We start from the raw sequence: 20850 nt of genomic DNA on the forward strand, positions 1-20850 counted from the left end.
GCGGCTCACAGCAGGCGCAGCACCATCATCGCGGTGTCGTCGGTGTGCCCGCCCGGGGCGTACTCCTCCAGCTCGCGGTCGATCCTGCTGATCACCGCCTGCGCGGTCAGACCGGAGCAGCCGGAGAAGATCTTCATCAGGCCCTCGTCCCCGAGCATGTCGGAGTTGCTGCGCCGCTCGGTCACACCGTCGGTCACCGCCAGGACCACCTCGCCGGGGCGCAGGTCCACGCTCTCGTTCGAGAACTCCACGTCCTCGAACGCGCCCAGCAGCGGCTGGGAGGCACCGAACGCCGCCACCTCACCCCTCGGGTTGAGCCGCATCGGCAGCGGGTGCCCGGCCGACACCATCCGCAGCCGGATACCGCCCTCGGGGCCGGCGATGGGGGACAGCTCCCCGTACAGCATCGTCAGAAAGCGGGTGGAGGTGTTCTCCTCCAGGATCGCCATGTTCAGCCGCTGCATGATGTAGGCGGGGGAGAAGCCCTCCTTGGCCAGCGCACGCAGCGTGTGCCGCGCCAGTCCGGTGATCGCCGCCGCCTCGGGTCCCGTCCCGCACACGTCCCCGACCGCGAAGCACCACCGGCCGTTGGCGGCGAACACGTCGTAGAAGTCGCCGCCGACCACGTTCTTCTCGTCCGCCGGCCGGTAGAACACCGCGTGGTCCACGCCGGGGATCACCGGCTCCTTCTCCTTCGCGGGCAGGAGGCTGCGCTGGAGGGCGTCGCTCATCGCGGCCTGTCGCTCGTGCAGCCGGGCGCTCTCCATCGCCGAGGCCACCCGGCTGCTCAGGTCGTCGGTCACGTCGACCTCGTCACGGGTGAAGTCCTCCGACTCGTGCTTGCCGACCGTCATCCACCCCAGGACACGGCCGTGCGCGACCAGCGGCACGCTGATGGCTGGTCCGTGGGCGAGTTCGCGGACGAGCTCCTCGCCCAGCCCCTCCTTGGACAGCTCCGCCGGGGTCCACAGGGGGGTCGGGTTGAGCTGCTCGCGCGGGTGCACGTCCGACAGCAGGCCGCGGAGGATGTCGTTGAGCTTCTCGTCGCCGTGCGCCACGTGCGCCAACTGGAAAGCGCCCAGTTCGTTGGTGGTGTGGATGGCGCACCATCGTCCCAGGCGCGAGGTGATGAGTTGTGCGGCCAGCGCACCGGTCATGCGCTCGTCCAGGGTTCCTGCCAGCAGGTCGCTCGCCTCCGCGAGGAAGCTGAGCGAGGCCCTGCGGCCCCGCTCCACCTCGGCCAGCCGGGCGCGCTCCACGGGCAGCGCGATGCGGTCCGCGCCGTCCTGGAGGCGCTGCGAAGACGTAGGGCCAAAGTGCCGGGTGCGTTTGGAGGCCACGCCCAGCAGCCCCGTCACCCGGCCGTCCACGATGAGCGGAGCGGTCACCAGGGAGCGCATCCCGGCACGGGAGAGCCGGCCCCGGTGGGCGCGCGCGATCATCAGATCGTCGTTGATCACCGGGCCCGGTTCCGGCGCCGCCGACGGGAAGGTCTCCTCGGTGCGCACCCGCAGCGGGCGCCAGGGCCCGCCGTGGGTCAGACCGACCGCGCAGCGCACCTCCCACATGGTCTCGTCCGAGGTGGCCAGGGTGATGTAGGCCGCGTCCCCGCCCAGGGCGACGGCCGCGGTCTCCACGGTCCGCTCCAGCAGTTGCGGCAGGCTCAGCCGCGACCTCAGGGCGGTATCCAGCGACGACCACGTGCTGGGGCGGGCGGGACGCTCCGGGGCCCGGCGGGTCGGCGGGGACTCCAGGGAGGCGCGGCCCGGCGCGGAGCCGCGGGGGCCGTCCGGGACGCGGAACCACACCGCCTTGTCCTCGTGCCCGTAGCTCACGCCCCAGCTGGAGGCGATGGCCGAGGCCAGGGCCAGGCCGAGGCCGCCGCCGCGGGAGTTGTCCGGGGGAGCGGAGGCGTCCACCCGCAGGGGGCCCGCCTGCGGAACGGTGCCGCGGGGCACCGCGTCGGTCACCATCACCTCGATCTGGCCGTCCGCCCGGCGGAGGGCGACCTCCAGCGGCGAACGGGCATGGATCACGGCGTTGGTGACCAGTTCGCTGACGAGCAGGACCACGTCGTCGAGCGGCTCCCGCACCCCCCAGGCCAACAGGCGCGCGTGGACGAACTCCCGAGCCGCCGCCGCGCTTTCCGGGGCGGGCGGGAACACGTGCCGGGTGGCCTTGGACGTGTCGTCTGGTGCAGACAAGACCGGGGTGTCCTTCGTCGCTGGGCGTGGGCGGCGGTGGAAAGGGCCGCTAGTGCCACGATACGCGGGCCGGGGGGACTGGAGGGTCCCCGCGGCAGGGCACGGGCGGCCCGTCCCCAGCGAATTGCGTCGAACCCGACTGTGCGGGGGCCGGAGCCGGTTAGTGTAAGTGACCGACACATCCGTTTCGTGGACGCGCGCACGGGGCCGTGGTGGACCACACCAGGTTGGAGAGTTCGATGCCGGAGGCGACGAGGGAACTGGCCGAGGAACAACTCGACGAGATCCTCAGTGCCCTGTACCGCATGCGGGACGGCGACTTCAGCGTGCGTCTGCGCGCACGCGGCAACGGCAGGATCCGGGAGATCGTCTCGGTCTTCAACGAGGTGGTCGACCACAGCGAGCAGCTCAGCAGCGAGTTGCAGCGCGTCGGCGACGTCGTCCGCAACGAGGGGCGGCTGCACGAGCGGGTCGCGGTCAACCCCTCCCGCGGTGCCTGGGGCGAGAGCGCCCGAGCGCTCAACGACCTGCTCGACGAGGTCGCTGAACCGGTGACCGACGTCGCCGGGGTCCTCGACTCCGTCGCCGAGGGCGAGCTCAGCCGCCGCGCCTCCACCGAGGGGCGCAGCGGCGAACTCAAGGGCGACCTGCTGCGCCTGGCCACCACCGTGAACCGGATGGCCGGGCAGATGAGCGACTTCACCGAGCAGGTGACCCGGGTGGCGCGCGAGGTGGGCACGGAGGGCAAGCTCGGCGGCCAGGCCAGGGTCCAGGGGGTCTCGGGCACCTGGCGCGAGGTGACCGAGTCGGTCAACCAGATGGCCTCCCGCCTCACCAACCAGGTGCGGGACATCTCCCAGGTGACGACGGCGGTCGCCCGGGGCGACCTGACCAAGAAGATCACCATCGACGTCCAGGGCGAGATGCTCGACCTCAAGGACACCGTGAACACGATGGTGGACCAGTTGTCCACGTTCGCCGACGAGGTCACCCGGGTGGCGCGCGAGGTGGGCACCGAGGGCAAGCTCGGCGGCCGCGCCAACGTGCGCGGGGTCCAGGGCACCTGGAAGGATTTGACGGAGAACGTCAACTCCATGGCGGACAACCTCACCAACCAGGTGCGGGACATCTCCCAGGTGACGACGGCGGTCGCCCGGGGCGACCTCACCCGCAAGGTCGAGGTGGACGTCCAGGGCGAGATGCTGGCCCTGAAGAACACCGTGAACACGATGGTCGACCAGCTGGACTCCTTCGCCGACGAGGTGACCCGGGTGGCCCGTGAGGTGGGCACCGAGGGCAAGCTCGGCGGCCGGGCCAACGTCAAGGGCGTGTCGGGCATCTGGAAGGACCTGACCGACAACGTCAACTCCATGGCCAACAGCCTCACCTACCAGGTCCGCAACATCTCGCAGGTGACCACCGCCGTCGCCGAGGGTGACCTGAGCAAGAAGATCACCGTGGACGCCCAGGGCGAGATGCTCGACCTCAAGGACACCATCAACACGATGGTCGACCAGCTGGACTCCTTCGCCGGCGAGGTCACGCGTGTGGCGCGCGAGGTGGGCACCGAGGGCAAGCTGGCCGGCCAGGCCCACGTGCGCGACATCTCCGGGGTCTGGAAGGACCTGACCGACAACGTCAACTCCATGGCCAACAACCTCACCTACCAGGTGCGGCAGATCTCCATGGTCACGCGCGCGGTGGCCGCCGGCGACCTGACCAAGAAGGTCACGGTCAACGCCAAGGGCGAGATCCTGGAGCTGAAGGAGACCATCAACGTGATGGTCGACCAGCTCTCCGCCTTCGCCGACGAGGTGACCCGGGTGGCGCGCGAGGTGGGTACGGAGGGCAAGCTCGGCGGCCGGGCCAACGTCAAGGGCGTGTCGGGCATCTGGAAGGACCTGACGGAGAACGTCAACTCGATGTCGCACAACCTCACCACGCAGGTGCGCAACATCTCCGAGGTCACGACCGCGGTGGCCGCCGGCGACCTCACGAAGAAGATCGATGTCAACGCCCAGGGCGAGATCCTGGAACTCAAGACCACCGTGAACACGATGGTCGACCAGCTGGACTCCTTCGCCAGCGAGGTCACGCGCGTGGCCCACGAGGTGGGAAGCCGGGGCCAGTTGGGCGGCCAGGCCCGAGTCGAGGGAGTCTCGGGTACGTGGCGCCAGCTCACCGACAGTGTGAACGGCCTGGCCGGGAACCTCACCACCCAGGTGCGTGCGATCGCCGAGGTCGCCAACGCCGTGGCCAAGGGCGACCTGACCCGCAACATCCAGGTCGACACCCGAGGCGAGATGGAGGAGCTCAAGGCCAACATCAACCTGATGGTGTCGAATCTGCGCGAGACCACGGAGACGCAGCGCGACGCCGACTGGCTCAAGTCCAACCTCAACCGCATCTCCGGCCACATCCAGGGCCACCGGGACCTGCACGAGCTGGCACGCCTGATCATGACCGAGGTGACCCCGCTGGTGAAGGCCCAGCACGGCGCCTGCTACCTGCCCGAGGACCAGGGGGACGAGGACGTCTTCCGGCTCTACGCGGGCTTTGGCTGCACCCCCGACGAGCCCAGACGCCGGGTCCGCAAGGGGGTCGGCCTGGCGGGCGAGGCACTGGAACAGCAGGTCGAGCAGCAGGTCGGCAACCTCCCCTCGGGCTACGTCAACGTGCGGTCGGGGCTGGGGGAGGCCGAGCCCGGGTACCTGTACATCCTGCCGATCGTCTCCGAGGAGCGCTCGCTGGGCGTCCTGGAGTTCGCCGCCTACACCGAGTTCCGCGAGATCCACAAGAACTTCCTGCGCCAGCTCGGCTCCCTGATCGGGACCACGATCAACACCATCCTGGCCAACAACCAGACGGAGTACCTGCTCGAACAGTCCGAGCAGCTCGCCGGCCAGTTGCGGGAACGGTCCAACGAGCTCCAGCGCCAGCAGGAGGAGCTGCGCGGCAAGAACGCCGAGCTCCGGCAGAAGGCCACCCAGTTGGCCAACCAGAACCGCGCCATCGAACTCCAGAACCAGCAGATCCAGCGCTCCAGGGACGCCCTGGAGGAGCGTGCCCACCAGCTCCAGGTCTCCTCAAAGTACAAGTCGGAGTTCCTGGCGAACATGTCGCACGAGCTGCGCACACCGCTCAACAGCCTGCTGATCCTGGCCCGGCTCCTGGCCGACAACGGCGAAGAGAACCTCTCGCCCAAGCAGGTCGAGTTCGCCCAGACCATCCACAAGGCCGGCAGCGACCTGCTCCTGCTCATCGACGAGATCCTCGACCTGTCCAAGGTGGAGGCCGGCCGCGCCGAGGTGCAGCCCAGCGATGTGTCCATCGCCCAGCTCGTCGACTACGTCGAGGCCACCTTCCGCCCGGTCACCGGAGAACAGGGGCTCGCCTTTGCGGTCGACGTCTCCCCCGACATCCCCGGCACCCTGTGGACGGACGAGCAGCGGCTCCAGCAGATCCTGCGCAACCTGCTCTCCAATGCGGTGAAGTTCACACCGCAGGGCGAGGTGCGGCTGCTCATCGAGCCCGCCTGGGCCCTCGACGAGGCCGACCTCGACATGTTCTCCGAGAACGAAGAGGTCATCGCGTTCACTGTCGCCGACACCGGCATCGGGATCGCCCAGGACAAGCTCCAGGTGATCTTCGAGGCCTTTCACCAGGGCGACGGGGGCACGTCGCGGCGGTTCGGCGGCACCGGCCTGGGGCTGTCCATCAGCCGCAACTTCGCCCGCCTCCTGGGCGGTGAGATCCGGGTGCAGAGCGTGGTCAACCAGGGGTCCACCTTCACCCTGCTGCTGCCCGTGCGCCTGCCCGAGGACGCCGCGAGCCGTACCGAGGAGATCACCGGGGTGGACTCGCTGCCGATGCTGGAGGCCGCCAGGAGACGGGAGGCCGCCTACGGCGACGCGTTCGACGAGGACGGCCGCGGAGCCATCCCCGACGAGGACTTCGACGCGGCCGTCGCCGCGCTCACCGACCTCGGCGGCGAACCGCTGCCGAGCGTGCCGGTGCTCAGAGCCGTCGAACTCGCCGACGAGGAGGGGACCGATGTCGGACAGGAAGCCGCCGAGGCCCGGACCGACCCCGAGCGCAGCGCCGTCCTCAACGGTCGGCGGGTGCTCATCGTCGACGACGACGTACGCAACGTCTTCGCCCTCACCAGCGCGCTGGAGGCCCAGGGGCTGGAGGTGCTGTACGCGGACAACGGGCACTCGGGCATCGCCATGCTGGAGGCCAACGAGGACATCGCGCTCGTCCTGATGGACGTGATGATGCCCGAACTGGACGGCAACGCGACGACGCGCGCGATCCGGGACATGCCGCAGTTCGCCGCCCTGCCGATCATCTCCCTCACCGCCAAGGCGATGCAGGGGGACCGGGAACGCAGCCTGGCGTCCGGAGCCACCGACTACGTCACCAAACCGGTGGACCTGGACCACTTGCTCGACGTCATGCTCCGCTGGCTGACCGCCGGTCGGGAGGAGACCATCGCCGGGGCGAGCGCCCAGGACGCGGGCGAGACCGGGGGCCGTGGCCGCACGGACGCCGACGCCTCCGCCCAGTCCGGCCCGAACGAGGACGTGGAGTAGTTCATCGTGACCCAGAAGGCCAACATCCTTCTCGTGGACGACCGAGAAGAGAACCTGATCGCGCTGGAGGCGGCCCTCACCTCCCTCGACCAGAACCTGGTCCGGGCCAGTTCCGGTGAGGAGGCGCTCAAACACCTTCTGGGGACCGACTTCGCGGTGATCCTGCTCGACGTGGTCATGCCGGGTATGGACGGGTTCGAGACGGCCGCGCACATCAAGCAGCGCGAGAAGACCAAGGACGTGCCGATCATCTTCCTGACCGCTCAGGAGTTCGACCGGCACCAGGTCTTCCGCGGCTACGCCTCCCGCGCGGTCGACTTCCTCCTCAAACCGTTCGACCCCTGGGTGCTGCGCTCCAAGGTCGAGGTGTTCGTCGAACTCCACCAGCTCCGGGAGCGGATGCGCGAGCAGGCCCGCACCCTCCAGCGCGACCTCGCGCAGCAGACCGGGGAGCCCGGGAAGGTCCTCGTGGAACGCATCGCACGGCACGCTCGCCAGGTGCAGAGCGACCTCGCCCAGCTTCGCGCGCACATCGTCGACCGCGACCAGGACGTCGACCAGGAACTGGTGGAGGGCGTGCGCAGGATGGACCGCTCCGTGGGGCGCCTGTCCGCGCTCGTGGACACGATCCACGGACCCGTCTAGTCTCCGCTCCGCCGGTCGCCTCTGCGCCGGACGGTACGGAGCGGTGTCTGGGAGGAGGAGCGCGGGGGGAGCGCCAAACCGACGTGCTCCCCGATCTCCTCGATGAGGCCGAGGTCGGCCAGGCGGAAACTGCTCCGGTTGCTGCGCCGGATCAGTGTCAGCGCGCCGCGCACCCCCCGGGTACCGCTCAGGGGCACCGACAGCAGCGAACCCGCGCCCAGCAGGGTCAGCAGCGGGGCGCCGGACGCGGTGCGGCCGAGCCCGTCCGCGTCCTCGATCAGCGGGAACAGCAGCGACTTCCCGCCCTTGAGCACGTCGCCGGGGATGGCGGAGGCGCCGGGGTCGGCCTGCTCCACCTCCCGCTTCGGATCGCCCGGGCCGCCCGACGGGCCCGCCACGGCGGCCCTGCGCGCCGCCCGCGGCCCCTCGGGAAGGTCGCACACGTCCACGAGCACCCAGTCGGCGTAGGAGTCCGCCAGCAGTTCGGCCACGTCGGCCAGCGGCAGCGGCTCCCCCCTCCCGCCCGGTCCGGCACTGCGCAGCAGCAGACGGGTCATGCGGGTCAGCACGTCCAGCCGCCGGGCGGCCAGGACCACCACCTGGTCCTCCACCTCCGGCTCCAGCGGGGCGGGCCCCTCCTCCTCGGCTCCGTCCACGGGCGGCGACATCGCCACCAGCACCAGGGGGTGCGCCTCGGTGGGCAGCTCCAGGCGGGTCAGCGTCAGGTGCACGTCCTCCGCCCAGCCGCGCTGGGCCATCCGCGACTCCAGCGAGGCGGTGCCATCGCCGCGCAGCACGGACGCCAGCCACGACCGCAGCGCCGCACGTTTGCGCAGATCGACGAAGTGCGCGAACGGCTTGCCCGTGAGGTATCCGGGCGCGCTGCCCAGCCGTGCGGCGCCCGCGTTGTTGATCCGCCGTATGTGGCCGTCGTGGTCGAGCAGCACCACGGGGACGCTCAGTTCCGCGAACATCGCCCGCAGCAGCGTCCGGTCCCCGTCGTCCCCGGGACGGCGGGGACCGGGCCGCTCCGGCCGGGACCGTTCGAGCAGTTCGTCCGCACGCCCCAGCAGCCGCTCGGCGTACTCCAGCTCGGCCAGGGCCGCCTCAGCGGTGCTCCGGGCGTCGTCGGGGTACATGGAGTGCGTGCTGCCGAGGGCCTCCACACGCTCTCCCAGAGCGGTGATCTCCCTCCGCAGTCCGGCGAGGTTATCCGACACGCTCAGGTCTCCGGTCGTTCGTCCGTCGGGTGGGCGTCGGAGCGTGGCACCGACGCGGGTCTCGTGTCGACGCTAGCGGATGTGGGATCCGGCGTGGCGACCGCGTTACGGTGGTGAGAGGCCTCCGAACCGCGGAAGTGAGGTGGGAGGGTGTGGATCGAGCGCCTGGCCCGTGACGTCGGGGCGCTGGGACAGGCCGAGAACGCCACACTCGACCGGGCCCTGGACCAGATGAGCCGGGCCGCCGCCCTGGGGGTGCCCGGCTGCTCGGCTGCCCTGGTCGTCGTCTGGCGGGAGGTCGTGGGCCCCGACGGCTCGGCGCGGCACGTGGTCACCGACTACGGCGCCTCCCACGCCGACCTCGCCGAGGCCTTCGAGTACCAGTACACCAGCGACCAGGGGCCCACGGTGGAGGCCGTACGCGAGATGCGCCAGGTCCGGGTCGGCGACGTCCTCAGGGAGCACCGCTGGCCCCGGTACACCAGCATGGCCGTGCAGTGCGGGGACCGCTCCTCGGTCACCCAGCCCAGCCTCGTCAGCGGTGGCGAGGGGCACGGCGACCGGGTCATCACCTTCGGGGTGCACTCCGGCCGCGCCGACGCCTTCGACGAGGAGGTGGTCGTCCCGCTCGCGGCCCTGCTCGCCGAGCACGCGGCGGCCGCCCTGCACAGCGTCGGCCGACGCGCCGACATCGCCCGGGAGACCGCGCACATGCGCAGGGCGATGTCGGCGCGTACGGTGATCGACCAGGCCAAGGGCATCATCATGCACGCGCGGGGCTGTGACGCCGATGCCGCCTTCGTGGCTCTGCGCGAGGTGGCCCAGCGCAACCGCAAGAAGGTCGTGGACGTGGCGGGAGACCTCGTTCGGGAGAACTCCGTCCCCCGGGGACAGGAGCACCGCCCGCGGGAAGCGGGAGGTGAACACGGCGGCAACGGCCGCGGGATGAGTCCACCGCGTGACCGAAAGCCGTCATGATGAGGCTTCGGGGGCGCCTCGGCGCGCCCGGGCACCGCTTCCGCGGAAGCGGGTCTCCCCCGGGGGCGGCCCGAAAGCGGCGGGCGGGCCGGAGCCGAGCGCCGGGCCTGGAGAGAACAAGGAGAACCCGGAGTGACGTCAGACATCTCGACACGCCGCGAGGACGGTGTCGCTGTGGTCGCCCTCGAAGGGGAACTGGACGCGGCGACCTCTCCGGCGCTGGCGGACGCGCTCGAACGTCTCTTCGGGGAGGAGCCGCCCCGCGGGCTGGTGATCGACCTGGCCGGGGTCGGCTTCCTGGACTCCCGGTGCATCGGTGTTCTCGTCGCCGCCTACCGGCAGGCTCGGGACCTGGGCGTGGGCCTAGTGGTCGCCGAGCCGCAGCGGCAGGTCCACAGACTGTTCGTGATCGCGGGGATCGACCAGGTCATCCCGATTGCCGAAAGCACCGCCGCGGCCGTGCGATCGCTGGGCCGCTGAGGCGGTCGAGGAGGTGCAGCCGCACCAGGGATCCGGTGCGGCCGCCGCAGATCTCCATGAAGTCGCAGGTCTGACGGGCGATCCAGAGCCCGTACCCGCGGGAGCGCACCCCGTCGCCCGGACAGTAGCCCGCCAGCGGGTCGTCGAGGCCGCCCTCCTCGTCGAACACGTCGCACACCCACCGCCCCGGCCCGCGCCACAGGGTCACGGTGCCCTTGCCCGCGCCGTGCTCCAAGACGTTGGCGGCCAGTTCGTTGACCCCCGTCACGAGGTTGTCGACCCGTTCCTCCGGCCAGGACAGCGCCCTTCCGAGCCCGGTGAGCTCCCGGCGCAGGACCGGCAGCGGGCCGCCGATCTCCCGCACGTGGACGGGCCCGGTGACGGGCAGCGGCTCCGGGGCGTCCGGCAGGGCCCCGAACGCGGCTCTCCCCAGGTATCCGGGGTTGGACCGAGAACCGCCCGGTGCCGCCAGCACGGGGTGCGTGGCACGTACCGCCGCCCGCGCTCCGGAGGGCAGCCCAGCGGCCTCGTGCACGCACAGCATCCGCACCGGTAGTGAGGACAGTGCGGTGTCCAGCACCGACTCCAGCCGGTGCCACTCGCGGCGCTCCAGTGCCGGAGCCTCGGCCAGCGGCGGTTCGGCGACCACGGCCACGGGGCCGGGGGCGTGGGACAGCGCGAGCCGGTGCAGCAGGGCGAGGGTCCGCCCCGGAGCGGAGAAGACCCGGGAGCGCTCAGTGACGTGCACCCGGGACCGCTCGGCACCGGTCAGGGCCGCGGTCAACGCCTCGGAGCGGTGCCCGCCGACGACGAGCACTGTGTGGGCGCCCCCGGACACAGCCGAGCGCAGCCATGGCCCGACCACCTCGTGCAGCCGCTCCTCGCGGTGGAAGAGCAGGCCCTGGTGCTCGAAGGTCACCGCTGCGGGTGCGCGGCCGCGGAGAGGAGGGAGAGGTCCGCGTCGTCCTCGTCGGAGTCCTCCTGCTCCGGCTGCTGGGGCAGGGAGCGCTGGTAGGCCAGCTCCGTCTCCACCGCGATCCGCTGCCAGGTGAAGCGCGACCGGGCCCGGTCCGCGGCGGCGATCCCGAACGCCGAGCTCATCGTCGGGGTGTTGAGCACGGAGCGGACGGCCCGGGCGACCTCGTCGGGCCTACCGAACCGCATCAGCACACCGCTGGTGCGGTGCAGCACCGCGCCGGGGACCGCACCGGTGGCGGTGGCCACCACGGGAAGACCACAGGCCATCGCCTCGACGACGGCCCCGCCGAAGGGGTCGTAGGAGGCCGCGGAGACGTACACGTCCGCCGAGCGCAGCAGACGGGGCAGTTCCTTGCGGTCCACGGGGCCGGTCAGGTGGACGCGGTCGTCCACTCCCGCCTCCTTGGCGAGGAGTTCGATCCCGCGCGCGTCCTCGTCGACGGCCACGTCGCGGTTCTGGGACGTGGACACGATGAGCAGTTCGGCCTCGGGCAGGCGGGTCATCGCCTCCACCAGCCGCCCGGCGCCGCCGGGTTCGGTGAGGGAGGTGACCGAGACCAGTCGGGGGCTCTCCTCGCGTCGGCGCTGCCAGTGCTCGGTGGAGGCGCTGCCCTCGACGCTGAAGTGGTCGGTGTCCACCCCGAAGGGGACCACGCTCACCTGGTAGCGGGGCACGCCGAGCCGTGCCAGTTCCCCCTTCTGGTCGGTGGAGTTGACCAGGACATGGTCGGCGCGCGCGGCGAGGACCGTCTCCATGCGGGTGCGCTCGGGCCGTTCCGGGAGCCCCGAGCGCTGTTCGCTGGCGTTGACGGAGTGGAACGTCTGGATGACCGGGGCGGAGCCCAGGTCCTTACCGCTGTGGGCCCGTGCGTGCAGGGCGGCCAGACCGCTGGTCCAGTCCACGGCGTGCAGCAGGTCGGGGGCGTCCTCGTCGAGGGCGTTGGCGAGGGCGCTTCCGAAGGCCCCGGTGTGCTCGGTGTGTTCGTCGCGGCCGAGGGGGCGCGAGGGGCCGGCGTCGAGGTAGACCACGGACACTCCGCGGGCCATTCGGGTGCGGCCCTCGGGCTGCTCGGGGTCGCTGCGGCGCGAGTAGACCGTCACCTTGTGGCCGCGTTTGGCCAACTGCCGGGACAGGGCGCAGGCGTGCAGGCTCGCGGGACAGGACGGCTCACCGCGGTGGGCGGGGAGGGGGTTGGCGTGTTCGGCGACCATGGCGATCTTCACTGGGCTGGACTCCTTGGACACGGAGGAGGCGTGTCCGTCGTGGGCGGGCACGAAGGGGCTCTGTCGGAAGGTCGACGTCCCGGGGAGGGGGTGCGGCCGTCAACACGGCTGGAGGGGGCGCCCCGGTGCGGACGCGCACATGGGACACGTGTCGCGGAGAGGGGAGGGGAAGAGAGGGAAGACGCACCAATGACCACACCAAACGACCGTCAGGGAAGGAAGTGTGCCTCCGGGCGAACCCGTGTTCGGTTCGGCGCTCGGGGCGCGGGTCGTGTGTGTCTGCGTCTTAGACACCCAACGGGCCCCATTCTGCCAGACGGTGCAGGGAGCCACAACGTGTCAGCCGGTCTTCGCCTGGGCGGAAGGGAGCTTCGGGATCGACCGTAACCTGGTGGAAGTCTCCTGTTCCCGGTGGCGACCCGTGTTGTTGGAACCCTGCTGAGGTGCCTCCGGAAGCACCGCTACTGTCAGAGCGGGACCGCACCGGGCCCGTCCCCGGGTGCGTCGACTGCGACACTTTCGGCGGTGGTGCCCCGGGCGGGCGCTGCGCATCCGGTTGTTTTCCGCAATGATGTACGCGGATTTTGACCGCCCCCGCTGCTATTCCGGCGGTACGGTTACAGAATCCGCGCGTGGCACGGGACTCGGGTAAGGTTCGGCGGCGTACGCCGGGCGACCGGCCGCGGCCGAAGGAACGGGAGGAAGGGCGTATGGGTGTCGCTGGTGGGGAAGTCATCGTCACGGCTCTCACACACCGGGGCGCTGTCCGTCCCGCCAACGAGGACTCGGTCGTCATGGGCGCGCTCACCGTGGCCAGCGCGAACATGACCTCGCCTGTGCGCTGTGTACTCCCGGTGAGCGAGCCGGTCATCCTCGCGGTCGCCGACGGTATCGGCGGCCAGGCCGCGGGGGAGATCGCCTCAGAGCACGCGGTGCACCGCATGGCGGAGATGGGCCCCCGGCTGAAGGGGCCCGAGGAGATCGCCCAGTTGCTCAGCAACATCGACGAGGAGATCAAGGACCACGCCACCCAGCACAGCGAATTCTCCGGTATGGGGACCACGGTCGCCGGTGTCCTGCTCAACAGCGACGGCAACTTCTGGTTCAACGTCGGAGACTCGCGGACCTACCGCCTGGAGCGGGGCCGCCTGCGCCAGCTCTCCGAGGACGACTCCCCGGCGCTGCCGCCCTCCGAGGACGGCCGACCGGTCACCACGAACTTCATCACCCAGTCCCTGGGCGGCAGCGCGGGCGGCGTGATGGTCCCCCACGTGGGACGCGACGACGACTCCGACCCCAGCGCCTGGCTCATGTGCAGCGACGGCCTGTCCGACCTGGTCCTGCCCGAGGAGATGGAGCGGATGATCGGCGAGGCCGGCAGCGACGAGGCGGCCGTGCACGCCCTCTGGCAGGCCGCGATGGAGGCCGGGGGCAAGGACAACATCAGCATTCTGCTCGCACGTCGGCTGTGAGCCCTCCGGGGCCCGTGGACAGAGCACAGGGGTGGTGCGTCGACCGAGGCCGACGCACCACCCCTGTCACCGTTCGCCGCCGTTACTCGTCGCCCTTCGCGGCTTCGATCCCGCGCAGGCGTGCACGCACGAGAACGATCATGGAGAGGACGAGGAACAGGACGAGGACGGCGCCCAGGACGAGGAGCAGCGTTTTGCCGCCCGTCCCCTCTTCCGCCCCGCTCACGGCCTGCTCGTCGGCTTCGACCGCGGGCGTCTCCGGGGCGGCCTCCTCGCTGGTTTCCTCAGCGACGGCCGTCTCCTGCCCGTCGGTCTCGGCCGGCACCTCCTCCGCGGCGGTCGTGACGGCCTCCTCGGTCAGTGTGAACTCCAGTGTGTCCTGGATGGGGTGGCCGTCCGAGGAGACGATGCGGAAGGCGACGGTGTAGTCGCCCGCCTGGTCCAGGGGAAGCAGTTCCGCCGTGACGTCGGTGCCGTCGAAGTCGAGGGGCGCCTCACCGGTGTAGGTCCGCTCGTCCGGACCGGTGACGACGACCGTGCTCGCGCTGCCGTTCGCCAGCGGTTCGTTGTTGAAGGTGAGGACGACCTCCTCGGGGACCGCGTCCAGGGTCGCCCCGTCCCCGGGCGAGGAGTCGATGAGTGCGTCGTGGGCCAGGGCGGGGGAGGGGGCCATGGCCAGCGCCAGGACGGCCGCTGCGGCCGTCGCCGTCGCGGTGGGGCGGCGCAGTGGTGTGCGGGTGGTCTCGGATGACATGCGGGCTTCTTTCCGTTCCGGGGTGTTCTCAGGCTGGGACGCGCGGAGAACCCGGGGGCGCGCGCGGGCCGTGCGCGGACGGCGCGGCGGACGCGGTGGGAACGGCGGCCGGGGGCGCCGGAGGCGCGGTCGTCGCAGGGCCGGGAGGTGTGCGTACGAGCAGCAGCGGTGGCAGGGCCCGGGACAGCAGGGCCGTGAGCCGCCACAGGGCGGACTCGCCGTGGGCGAGCAGAGCGGCTGCGAGCAGCGCCGCCCACAGGTGGGCTAGGAGCATGCCCGGGGCCAGGCCCAGCTCGACGAGGTGCGCGAGGAGGCCGTGCCCGCTGTGTTCCGCCCCGAAGGAGGGCGTCGGCCCGCCGGTGCCCTGGAGGACGGCGTGGAGGCCGAGCTGGGCGCAGGCCAGGACCGCGAAGATGTCGGTGAAGCCGCGCATCACCTTGGTGAAGTGCCACAGCACCGGAACGAGGAGCACGGTGGCCAGGACGAGACCGGCCGCGGGTGCGGGGGTGGCGGACGACAGGTTGTGCCCCGTCCAGGACAGCCATGTGCACGCACCGGCCAGGAGTGCGGTGCGGGTGAGTCGGAGGGTGCCGTGGGCGGGGCGCACGTGACCGAACCTAGGACCTGGCAGGTGGGGCCGCAAGGAGGGGGCTCACACCCGGCTGACGGTGAGAAGCGCGTGAGCCGCCCGGCGCGGGCCGTCGGGTGCGGTCCCCCTCGCGCCCGACGGCCCGTGCCGACGCCTTACGAGGCGGGGGCCAGGACGGCGCGCCGCATGTAGCGGCGCTCCTCCGGGGTGGTCCCCCCCCAGACGCCGTGGGCCTCGCCGACTCGCAGCGCCCACCGCAGGCACTCTTGGCGAACAGGGCAACTGCGGCAGACGGTGAGAGCCTGCTCGGTGTCGGCGCGTCCGATTCCGGTGCTGCTGACCGGGAAGAAGAGCTCCGGGTCGTAGGAGCGGCAGCGTCCCTGGACGACCCAGTCCTCGCTCTCGTGGTACAGGCGGTTCACGTGAGCCTCCGATCCGTGGCTGAGATCCGTGGTCGGTGTCCCCCGCCGTGGGTCCCACGGCGGGAGGGGCCTCGGCCTCACCACGGTTTCCGGGCGCCTCGCTCCCGGGTCTGGGGCGAAGCGATGCGACCAAGTGTAGTACGACCTCTTGTAGTACTACATGGAGTCTGCTGGAAAAGCACAGATCCATCAAGGCCCCGAGGAGCGCGGGCGGGGCGGAGGGCGTCTTCCCGGATGCCGTCGCCGTGCGGGGTCTGCGCCGAGGGGGTGCGGGCTTCGGTTCGGAAGTGCCTGCCCAGAAGCGGTTCCGTGCGCTTCGGTGCGGTGTCTTTGCGATGTGTCTCACGCGCGTGAAGCGTTATGTCGCGAGCTTTCCACCGAATTGATGTGACTTAATGCACTGTTAATAATGCCCCTGAAGGCTCTATGTTTGACCCTGAGCGCGATCCGCCGCACGCGCCGAACCGCGCGGCGACCCACCGTGGTCGGCCCGCGCGCGAAAGGCGAAATCCCCTGATGGACAGGGCACTCACGGTGGGAGCCGCACACCGAAGGCCCCCCGCGAGGGCTCTGGCCAGGTCGTTGTTGCGCTGCTAAATAAACGGGTCCTACCCGCTGCTGATCTGGTCAAACATGTGGGCGGAATCTGCCTGAATCATTCTTGGTGTTCGGTTGCTAAGTTCATTCGACGTGCCACATCTACAGACGAACCTCCAAGCACGCGACCGGACCGACGGCGGGGCCAACGGCTCTGGGGCCACAGGGGCCGCGGGCCGCGGGGACGTGCGCCTGGCGCAGCCGTCCCTGGAGGACGGGCCGCGCATGTGGCGGCTGGCGGGCCAGGCGGGGATGGACGTCAACTCTCCGTACGCCTACACGCTCTGGTGCAGGGACTTCGCGAAGACGAGCGTTGTCGCCCGCGATCCCGACGGCGGTCTCGCCGCCTACGTCACCGGACACGTGCGCCCCGACAGCCCGGACACGTACTTTCTCTGGCAGGTCGCCGTCGACTCCGCGTACCGCGGACAGCGGCTGGCCCGCCGGATGCTCGACTTCATCGGTGACCGGATCGCCGACCAGGGAATTCGTTATCTCGAAGCGACCGTTACACCCGACAACACCGCATCACGTGCGCTGTTCTCCTCGTTCGCCCGGGACCGCGACACCGAGATCGCATGGAGCCCGCTCTTCACCGAGGAGCACTTCCCGCAGGACGGCGGGACCCCCCACGAACCAGAGGACCTCGTCCGCATCGGCCCCTTCGGGCCGCGGACGAGCCAAGAGCGTGCCTGACCATCCGCAACGGATCGACCGATCCTGACCCACCCCGTCGTCAAAGCCACGAGCCCACGAACTTGGGGAAAGGAACCAAGGAACACACGATGGAGACCTTCCAGCGCCTCGAGTCCGAAGTCCGCGGATACTGCCGGAACTGGCCTGTCGTCTTCGACAAGGCCGTCGGAAGCCACGTCTACGACGAGAGCGGCAAGCCCTACCTGGACTTCTTCGCCGGGGCCGGATCCCTCAACTACGGGCACAACAACCCCGAGTTGAAGGCCTCGCTCATCGAGTACCTCACCGACGATCGGATCGTCCACAGCCTCGACGCCTACAGCACCGCCAAACGCGAGTTCCTGAAAACGTTCGAGGAGGTCCTCCTCAAACCCAGGGGCTTGGACTACAAGATCCAGTTCCCCGGCCCGGCGGGCAACAACGCCGTCGAGGCCGCGCTGAAGCTGGCCCGCAAGTACACCGGACGCCAGACCATCATCAACTTCACCAACGGCTTCCACGGCATGACCCTGGGCGCGCTGGCCGTGACCGGCAACTCCATGAAGCGCGGCGGTGCCGGTGTCCCGCTGGACCACGTCGCCACCATGCCCTTCGACAACTACCTCGACGGCAAGACCCCGGACTTCCTCTGGTTGCGCACCCTGCTGGAGGACAGCGGCAGTGGCCTGGACAAGCCGGCCGCGGTCATCGTCGAGACGGTCCAGGGCGAGGGCGGCATCAACGCCGCCAGCGCCGAGTGGCTGCGCGGGCTCTCCGAGCTGTGCACCGAGTACGGCATCCTCATGATCGTCGACGACATCCAGATGGGCTGCGGCCGCACCGGCGACTTCTTCAGCTTCGAGGAGGCCGGGATCACCCCGGACATCGTCACGCTCTCCAAGTCCATCAGCGGCTACGGTCTGCCGATGGCCCTCACGCTGTTCAAGCGCGAGCTGGACGTGTGGAGCCCGGGCGAGCACAACGGCACGTTCCGCGGCTTCAACCCGGCCATGGTGACCGGCGTCGAGGCGATGCACCGCTACTGGAGCGACGACTCCTTCGCCCGGGCCACCAAGGCCAAGGGCGAGATGGTGGCCGCGCGTCTCCAGGAGATCGCCGACGAGGTCCCCGAGACCGGTGCGCACGTGCGGGGTCGGGGCCTGGCCCGGGGTATCGCCTTCGAGGAGGCCGCCGTCGCCAAGCGGGTCACCGCCGAGGCCTTCGACCGCGGCCTGCTCCTGGAGACCTCTGGCCCCGAGGACGAGGTGGCCAAGCTCCTGCCGCCCCTCACCACGACCGAGGACGAGTTCACCCAGGGCCTCGACATCATCGCCGAGTCCGTCCGTGCCGCGGTGAAGGTGGCGCAGCCGGCCTGAGACAGGCCCTCCCGGGGTCCTGTGGGCCCCGGGGCTCCCCCCGAAGGAAACACAGGGTTCACGGGGCCGGTCGGCACCCTCCCGGAAGGGAAGCCGACCGGCCCTGTCCGTGTTGAATGGACCGAAGCGATTGGCGCACGAGCGCGTTAAAGGAGACCATCAGTGATCGTTCGCAGCCTGGACGAGGTCAACGGCACCGACCGCGACGTCGAGCACGGCAACTGGCGCAGCCGCCGGGTCATCCTGGCCAAGGAGGGGGTGGGCTTCTCCTTCCACGAGACCGTGCTGTACGCGGGTACCGAGACCAGCATGTGGTACGCCAACCACATCGAACTGGTGCACTGCATCGAGGGTGAGGCCGAACTCACCAACGATGAGACCGGGGAGAAGCACGTCATCACCCCGGGCACCCTCTACCTGCTCAACGGTCACGAGAAGCACACGGTCCGCCCCAAGACGGACTTCCGTGTGCTGTGCGTGTTCAACCCGCCGGTGACCGGGCGCGAGGTGCACGACGAGAACGGCGTGTACCCGCTCATCGTCGAGGAGCCGGCCGAGGGCGACGCCCCGGTCGCCTGACGACCGGGCGGCATGCGTGCGGGCGGGACCCTGGGGGTCCCGCCCGTATCCGTTTCACGAGGCCCAACCCCCACAGTGACCCCCTGAGCCACCCACGGTCACGCGGTACAGGTGGCGGCGCACGGCGGTGTTCTCTCGGCGTTCACTGGCTGGTAGAGGCCCCATAACCAGTGCATAACGGACTAATCGTGCCTAGTTACTGATAAGCGGCCTGGGTAGGGAGAATCCCGTACCAGTGCCGCCGGCCCAGTCCTGTCGGCGGCCGGTCTCCGTGCCGTGTGCCACCCCCTCGCGGAGACCTCAGAGGCAGGAGTTCCTGTCCCCCGAACGCGCGGCGTCGCCGTCTGCTTGACGAGGCGGCGCCGCTCCCCCGAGTTCTACGAGGAGCAGTCGTGAAGAAGCAGGTACCAGCGGTCAACCAGGGTGCGACGTGGGGCCGCCGAGACGCGTTCCGACTGGGCGGTGTGGGGCTCGCCGTGGCCGGTCTCGCCGCTTGCAGCCGGGTGGACGGTGGCGGTGACGGTGGCGGTGAGGGTGGCGGCCAGTCCACTCTGGACCGCCTGCGCGAGCAGGGCTTCGTCACCGTGGGCCTCGCCAGCGAGATCCCCTTCGGCTTCATCGACGACGCCGGCAACCCGGCGGGTCAGTCCCCGGCCGTGGCCCAGGCGGTCTTCGAGGAGCTCGGCGTTCCCGAGATCCAGGCCGAATCCGTCGCCTGGGACGGTCTGATCCCGGGCTTGCAGGCCAGCCGGTTCGACGTCATCGCCGCCGGCATGTTCATCAACCCCGAACGCTGCCAGCAGGTCGCCTTCAGCGAGCCGACCGCCACCTCCCCGGAGGCCTTCCTCGTCAACGAGGGCAACCCGGACGACATTACCCACTTCACGTCGTTCGTGGACAACTCCGACCTCAAGCTGGCGGTCCTCAACGGCTCCGTGGAACAGGGCTACGCCGAGCACTTCGGTATCCCCGAGGACCAGCTCGAACTGATCCCGGACCAGACCACCGGCTATGAGCTGCTGGACGCGGGCCGTGTGGACGCCGTCTCCATGCTGAGCGTGTCCCACACCTATCTGCTGCTCGACCGCGGCGGGCCCTTCGAGGTCACCGAGGCCTTCTTCCCCGAGATCGACGGCACGCAGGAGAAGGGCTGGGGCGGCCTGGCCTTCCGCCAGGAAGAGGCCTCGCTCGTGGAGGAGGTCAACCGGGTCATCGCCGAGTTCAAGGAGAACGGACGCCTCCTGGAGATTGGCGAGGAGTGGGGCTTCACCGAGGCTGACCTGCCCGACGACGTCACGACCGCCGAACTCTGCGAAGGCTGATACCGCGTGCAGTTCTTGATCGAGCGGCTGCCGCTCTATCTCGACGGCGCGTGGGTCACCATCCAGCTCACCATCGGCGGCTGTGCCCTGGCCTTCGTCCTGGCCATGGCCTTCGGCATCCTGGGCAGCATGAAGCACGGGCTGCCCAGGGCCGTGGCCACGGTCTACGTGGAGGTCTTCCGGGGCATCGCCGCCCTGGTGCTGATGTTCTGGATGGCCTACGCGCTTCCGCTGGCCACCGGGTTCCAGCTCAACGATGTGTTCGCCGCGATCCTGGCGGTCGGGCTGAACGTCGGCGCCTACGGTGCCGAGGTGGTCCGTGCCGCGATCAACGCTGTGCCCAGGGCCCAGATCGAGGGCACGGTCGCGCTCAACATGTCCTGGTTCCAGCGCACCCGGCTGGTCGTGGTTCCGCAGGCCTGGGCACAGATGCTGCCGACGTTCGGCAACCTGGTCATCGAGCTCATGAAGGCCACGGCGGTGGCCTACCTCATCGGTGTCACGGACCTGACGGCGGTCGCCGATCAGATGCGTGAAGCCACCGGTGAGACCATCGTGGCCTTCTCCGGTGCCCTGATCCTCTACTACGTCATCGCGCAGGTGCTGATCTTCGGTATGCGCCTTCTCGAACGGCGGGCCAACCGGAAGCTGGGACGGACCCCGCCCGGTGGTGCGGGACTGTTCGCTCTCCTTCGGCCTCCGAAGACCGGTACGAAGGTGGGGGTGGCACAGTGACCTGG

17 protein-coding genes are annotated in these 20850 nt (G+C 70.3%); 10 read left to right on the forward strand and 7 right to left on the reverse strand.

Annotated features, from left to right (window positions below):
* Positions 1–5: 5 nt before the first annotated feature.
* Positions 6–2204, reverse strand: a complete 2199-nt coding sequence (locus tag B042_RS0114395) for a SpoIIE family protein phosphatase (RefSeq protein ID WP_369797707.1) — start codon at positions 2202–2204, stop codon at positions 6–8.
* Positions 2205–2443: 239 nt separating this feature from the next.
* On the opposite strand from B042_RS0114395, the gene B042_RS0114400 reads away from it, so the two are divergent.
* Both B042_RS0114400 and B042_RS0114405 read left to right on the forward strand, forming a co-directional pair.
* The gene (locus B042_RS0114400; protein ID WP_028648891.1) at positions 2444–6799 is read left to right on the forward strand and encodes a HAMP domain-containing protein; all 4356 of its coding nucleotides are present in this window, start codon (positions 2444–2446) and stop codon (positions 6797–6799) included.
* A 6-nt stretch (positions 6800–6805) separates the two neighbouring features.
* Positions 6806–7444 carry a two-component system response regulator gene (locus B042_RS0114405; protein WP_028648892.1) on the forward strand — a complete coding sequence of 213 codons (639 nt, stop codon included), beginning with the start codon at positions 6806–6808 and terminating at the stop codon, positions 7442–7444.
* Here B042_RS0114405 and B042_RS23275 read toward each other — a convergent pair.
* Positions 7441–8664 (reverse strand): PAS domain-containing protein, encoded by a 1224-nt coding sequence (locus B042_RS23275; RefSeq protein ID WP_051415701.1) that lies wholly within the window; start codon positions 8662–8664, stop codon positions 7441–7443. The genes B042_RS0114405 and B042_RS23275 overlap by 4 nt on opposite strands.
* A 150-nt stretch (positions 8665–8814) precedes the next feature.
* Here B042_RS23275 and B042_RS23280 point away from each other — a divergent pair, with 150 nt between their 5' ends.
* A complete protein-coding gene (locus tag B042_RS23280; RefSeq protein ID WP_081748794.1) occupies positions 8815–9642 on the forward strand; it encodes an ANTAR domain-containing response regulator in 828 nt (275 codons plus the stop codon).
* A gap of 132 nt (positions 9643–9774) precedes the next feature.
* The gene (locus tag B042_RS0114420) at positions 9775–10122 is read left to right on the forward strand and encodes an STAS domain-containing protein (RefSeq protein WP_028648893.1); all 348 of its coding nucleotides are present in this window, start codon (positions 9775–9777) and stop codon (positions 10120–10122) included.
* Here the strand turns inward: B042_RS0114420 and B042_RS0114425 are convergent.
* Positions 10070–11041 (reverse strand): anti-sigma factor RsbA family regulatory protein, encoded by a 972-nt coding sequence (locus tag B042_RS0114425; protein WP_028648894.1) that lies wholly within the window; start codon positions 11039–11041, stop codon positions 10070–10072. The two genes, B042_RS0114420 and B042_RS0114425, sit on opposite strands and share 53 nt — an antisense overlap.
* The gene (locus B042_RS0114430) at positions 11038–12324 is read right to left on the reverse strand and encodes a glycosyltransferase (protein WP_028648895.1); all 1287 of its coding nucleotides are present in this window, start codon (positions 12322–12324) and stop codon (positions 11038–11040) included. Before B042_RS0114430 ends, B042_RS0114425 begins: the two co-directional genes overlap by 4 nt.
* Before the next feature lie 710 nt (positions 12325–13034).
* Between B042_RS0114430 and B042_RS0114435 the strand changes: the two genes are divergently transcribed.
* On the forward strand, positions 13035–13796 hold the full coding sequence (locus B042_RS0114435; RefSeq protein WP_028648896.1) for a PP2C family serine/threonine-protein phosphatase: 762 nt from the start codon (positions 13035–13037) through the stop codon (positions 13794–13796).
* 82 nt (positions 13797–13878) lie between these two features.
* Here the strand turns inward: B042_RS0114435 and B042_RS26145 are convergent, their stop codons facing one another.
* The 3 genes from B042_RS26145 to B042_RS0114450 form a co-directional block, all read right to left on the reverse strand.
* Complete coding sequence (locus B042_RS26145) at positions 13879–14550, reverse strand: copper resistance CopC family protein (RefSeq protein WP_051415702.1); 672 nt, start codon at positions 14548–14550, stop codon at positions 13879–13881.
* Positions 14551–14578: 28 nt separating this feature from the next.
* Positions 14579–15157 carry a hypothetical protein gene (locus B042_RS26150; protein WP_028648898.1) on the reverse strand — a complete coding sequence of 193 codons (579 nt, stop codon included), beginning with the start codon at positions 15155–15157 and terminating at the stop codon, positions 14579–14581.
* Positions 15158–15294: 137 nt separating this feature from the next.
* Entirely contained in the window at positions 15295–15561 is a 267-nt protein-coding gene (locus B042_RS0114450; protein WP_028648899.1) for a WhiB family transcriptional regulator, read from the reverse strand.
* An 804-nt stretch (positions 15562–16365) separates the two neighbouring features.
* Between B042_RS0114450 and ectA the strand changes: the two genes are divergently transcribed.
* From ectA to ehuC, 5 genes are all read left to right on the forward strand, one after another.
* On the forward strand, positions 16366–16854 hold the full coding sequence (gene ectA, locus B042_RS0114455; RefSeq protein ID WP_255342348.1) for a diaminobutyrate acetyltransferase: 489 nt from the start codon (positions 16366–16368) through the stop codon (positions 16852–16854).
* 89 nt (positions 16855–16943) lie between these two features.
* Positions 16944–18209 carry a diaminobutyrate--2-oxoglutarate transaminase gene (gene ectB, locus B042_RS0114460; protein ID WP_028648901.1) on the forward strand — a complete coding sequence of 422 codons (1266 nt, stop codon included), beginning with the start codon at positions 16944–16946 and terminating at the stop codon, positions 18207–18209.
* Positions 18210–18371: 162 nt separating this feature from the next.
* On the forward strand, positions 18372–18788 hold the full coding sequence (locus tag B042_RS0114465) for an ectoine synthase (protein WP_028648902.1): 417 nt from the start codon (positions 18372–18374) through the stop codon (positions 18786–18788).
* A 464-nt stretch (positions 18789–19252) separates the two neighbouring features.
* Positions 19253–20110 carry an ectoine/hydroxyectoine ABC transporter substrate-binding protein EhuB gene (gene ehuB, locus B042_RS0114470; RefSeq protein WP_231494098.1) on the forward strand — a complete coding sequence of 286 codons (858 nt, stop codon included), beginning with the start codon at positions 19253–19255 and terminating at the stop codon, positions 20108–20110.
* 6 nt (positions 20111–20116) lie between these two features.
* Positions 20117–20845 carry an ectoine/hydroxyectoine ABC transporter permease subunit EhuC gene (ehuC, locus tag B042_RS0114475; RefSeq protein ID WP_028648904.1) on the forward strand — a complete coding sequence of 243 codons (729 nt, stop codon included), beginning with the start codon at positions 20117–20119 and terminating at the stop codon, positions 20843–20845.
* Positions 20846–20850: the final 5 nt, after the last annotated feature.

The sequence above is a fragment of the Nocardiopsis sp. CNT312 genome (genome assembly GCF_000515115.1).
GTDB lineage: Bacteria > Actinomycetota > Actinomycetes > Streptosporangiales > Streptosporangiaceae > Nocardiopsis.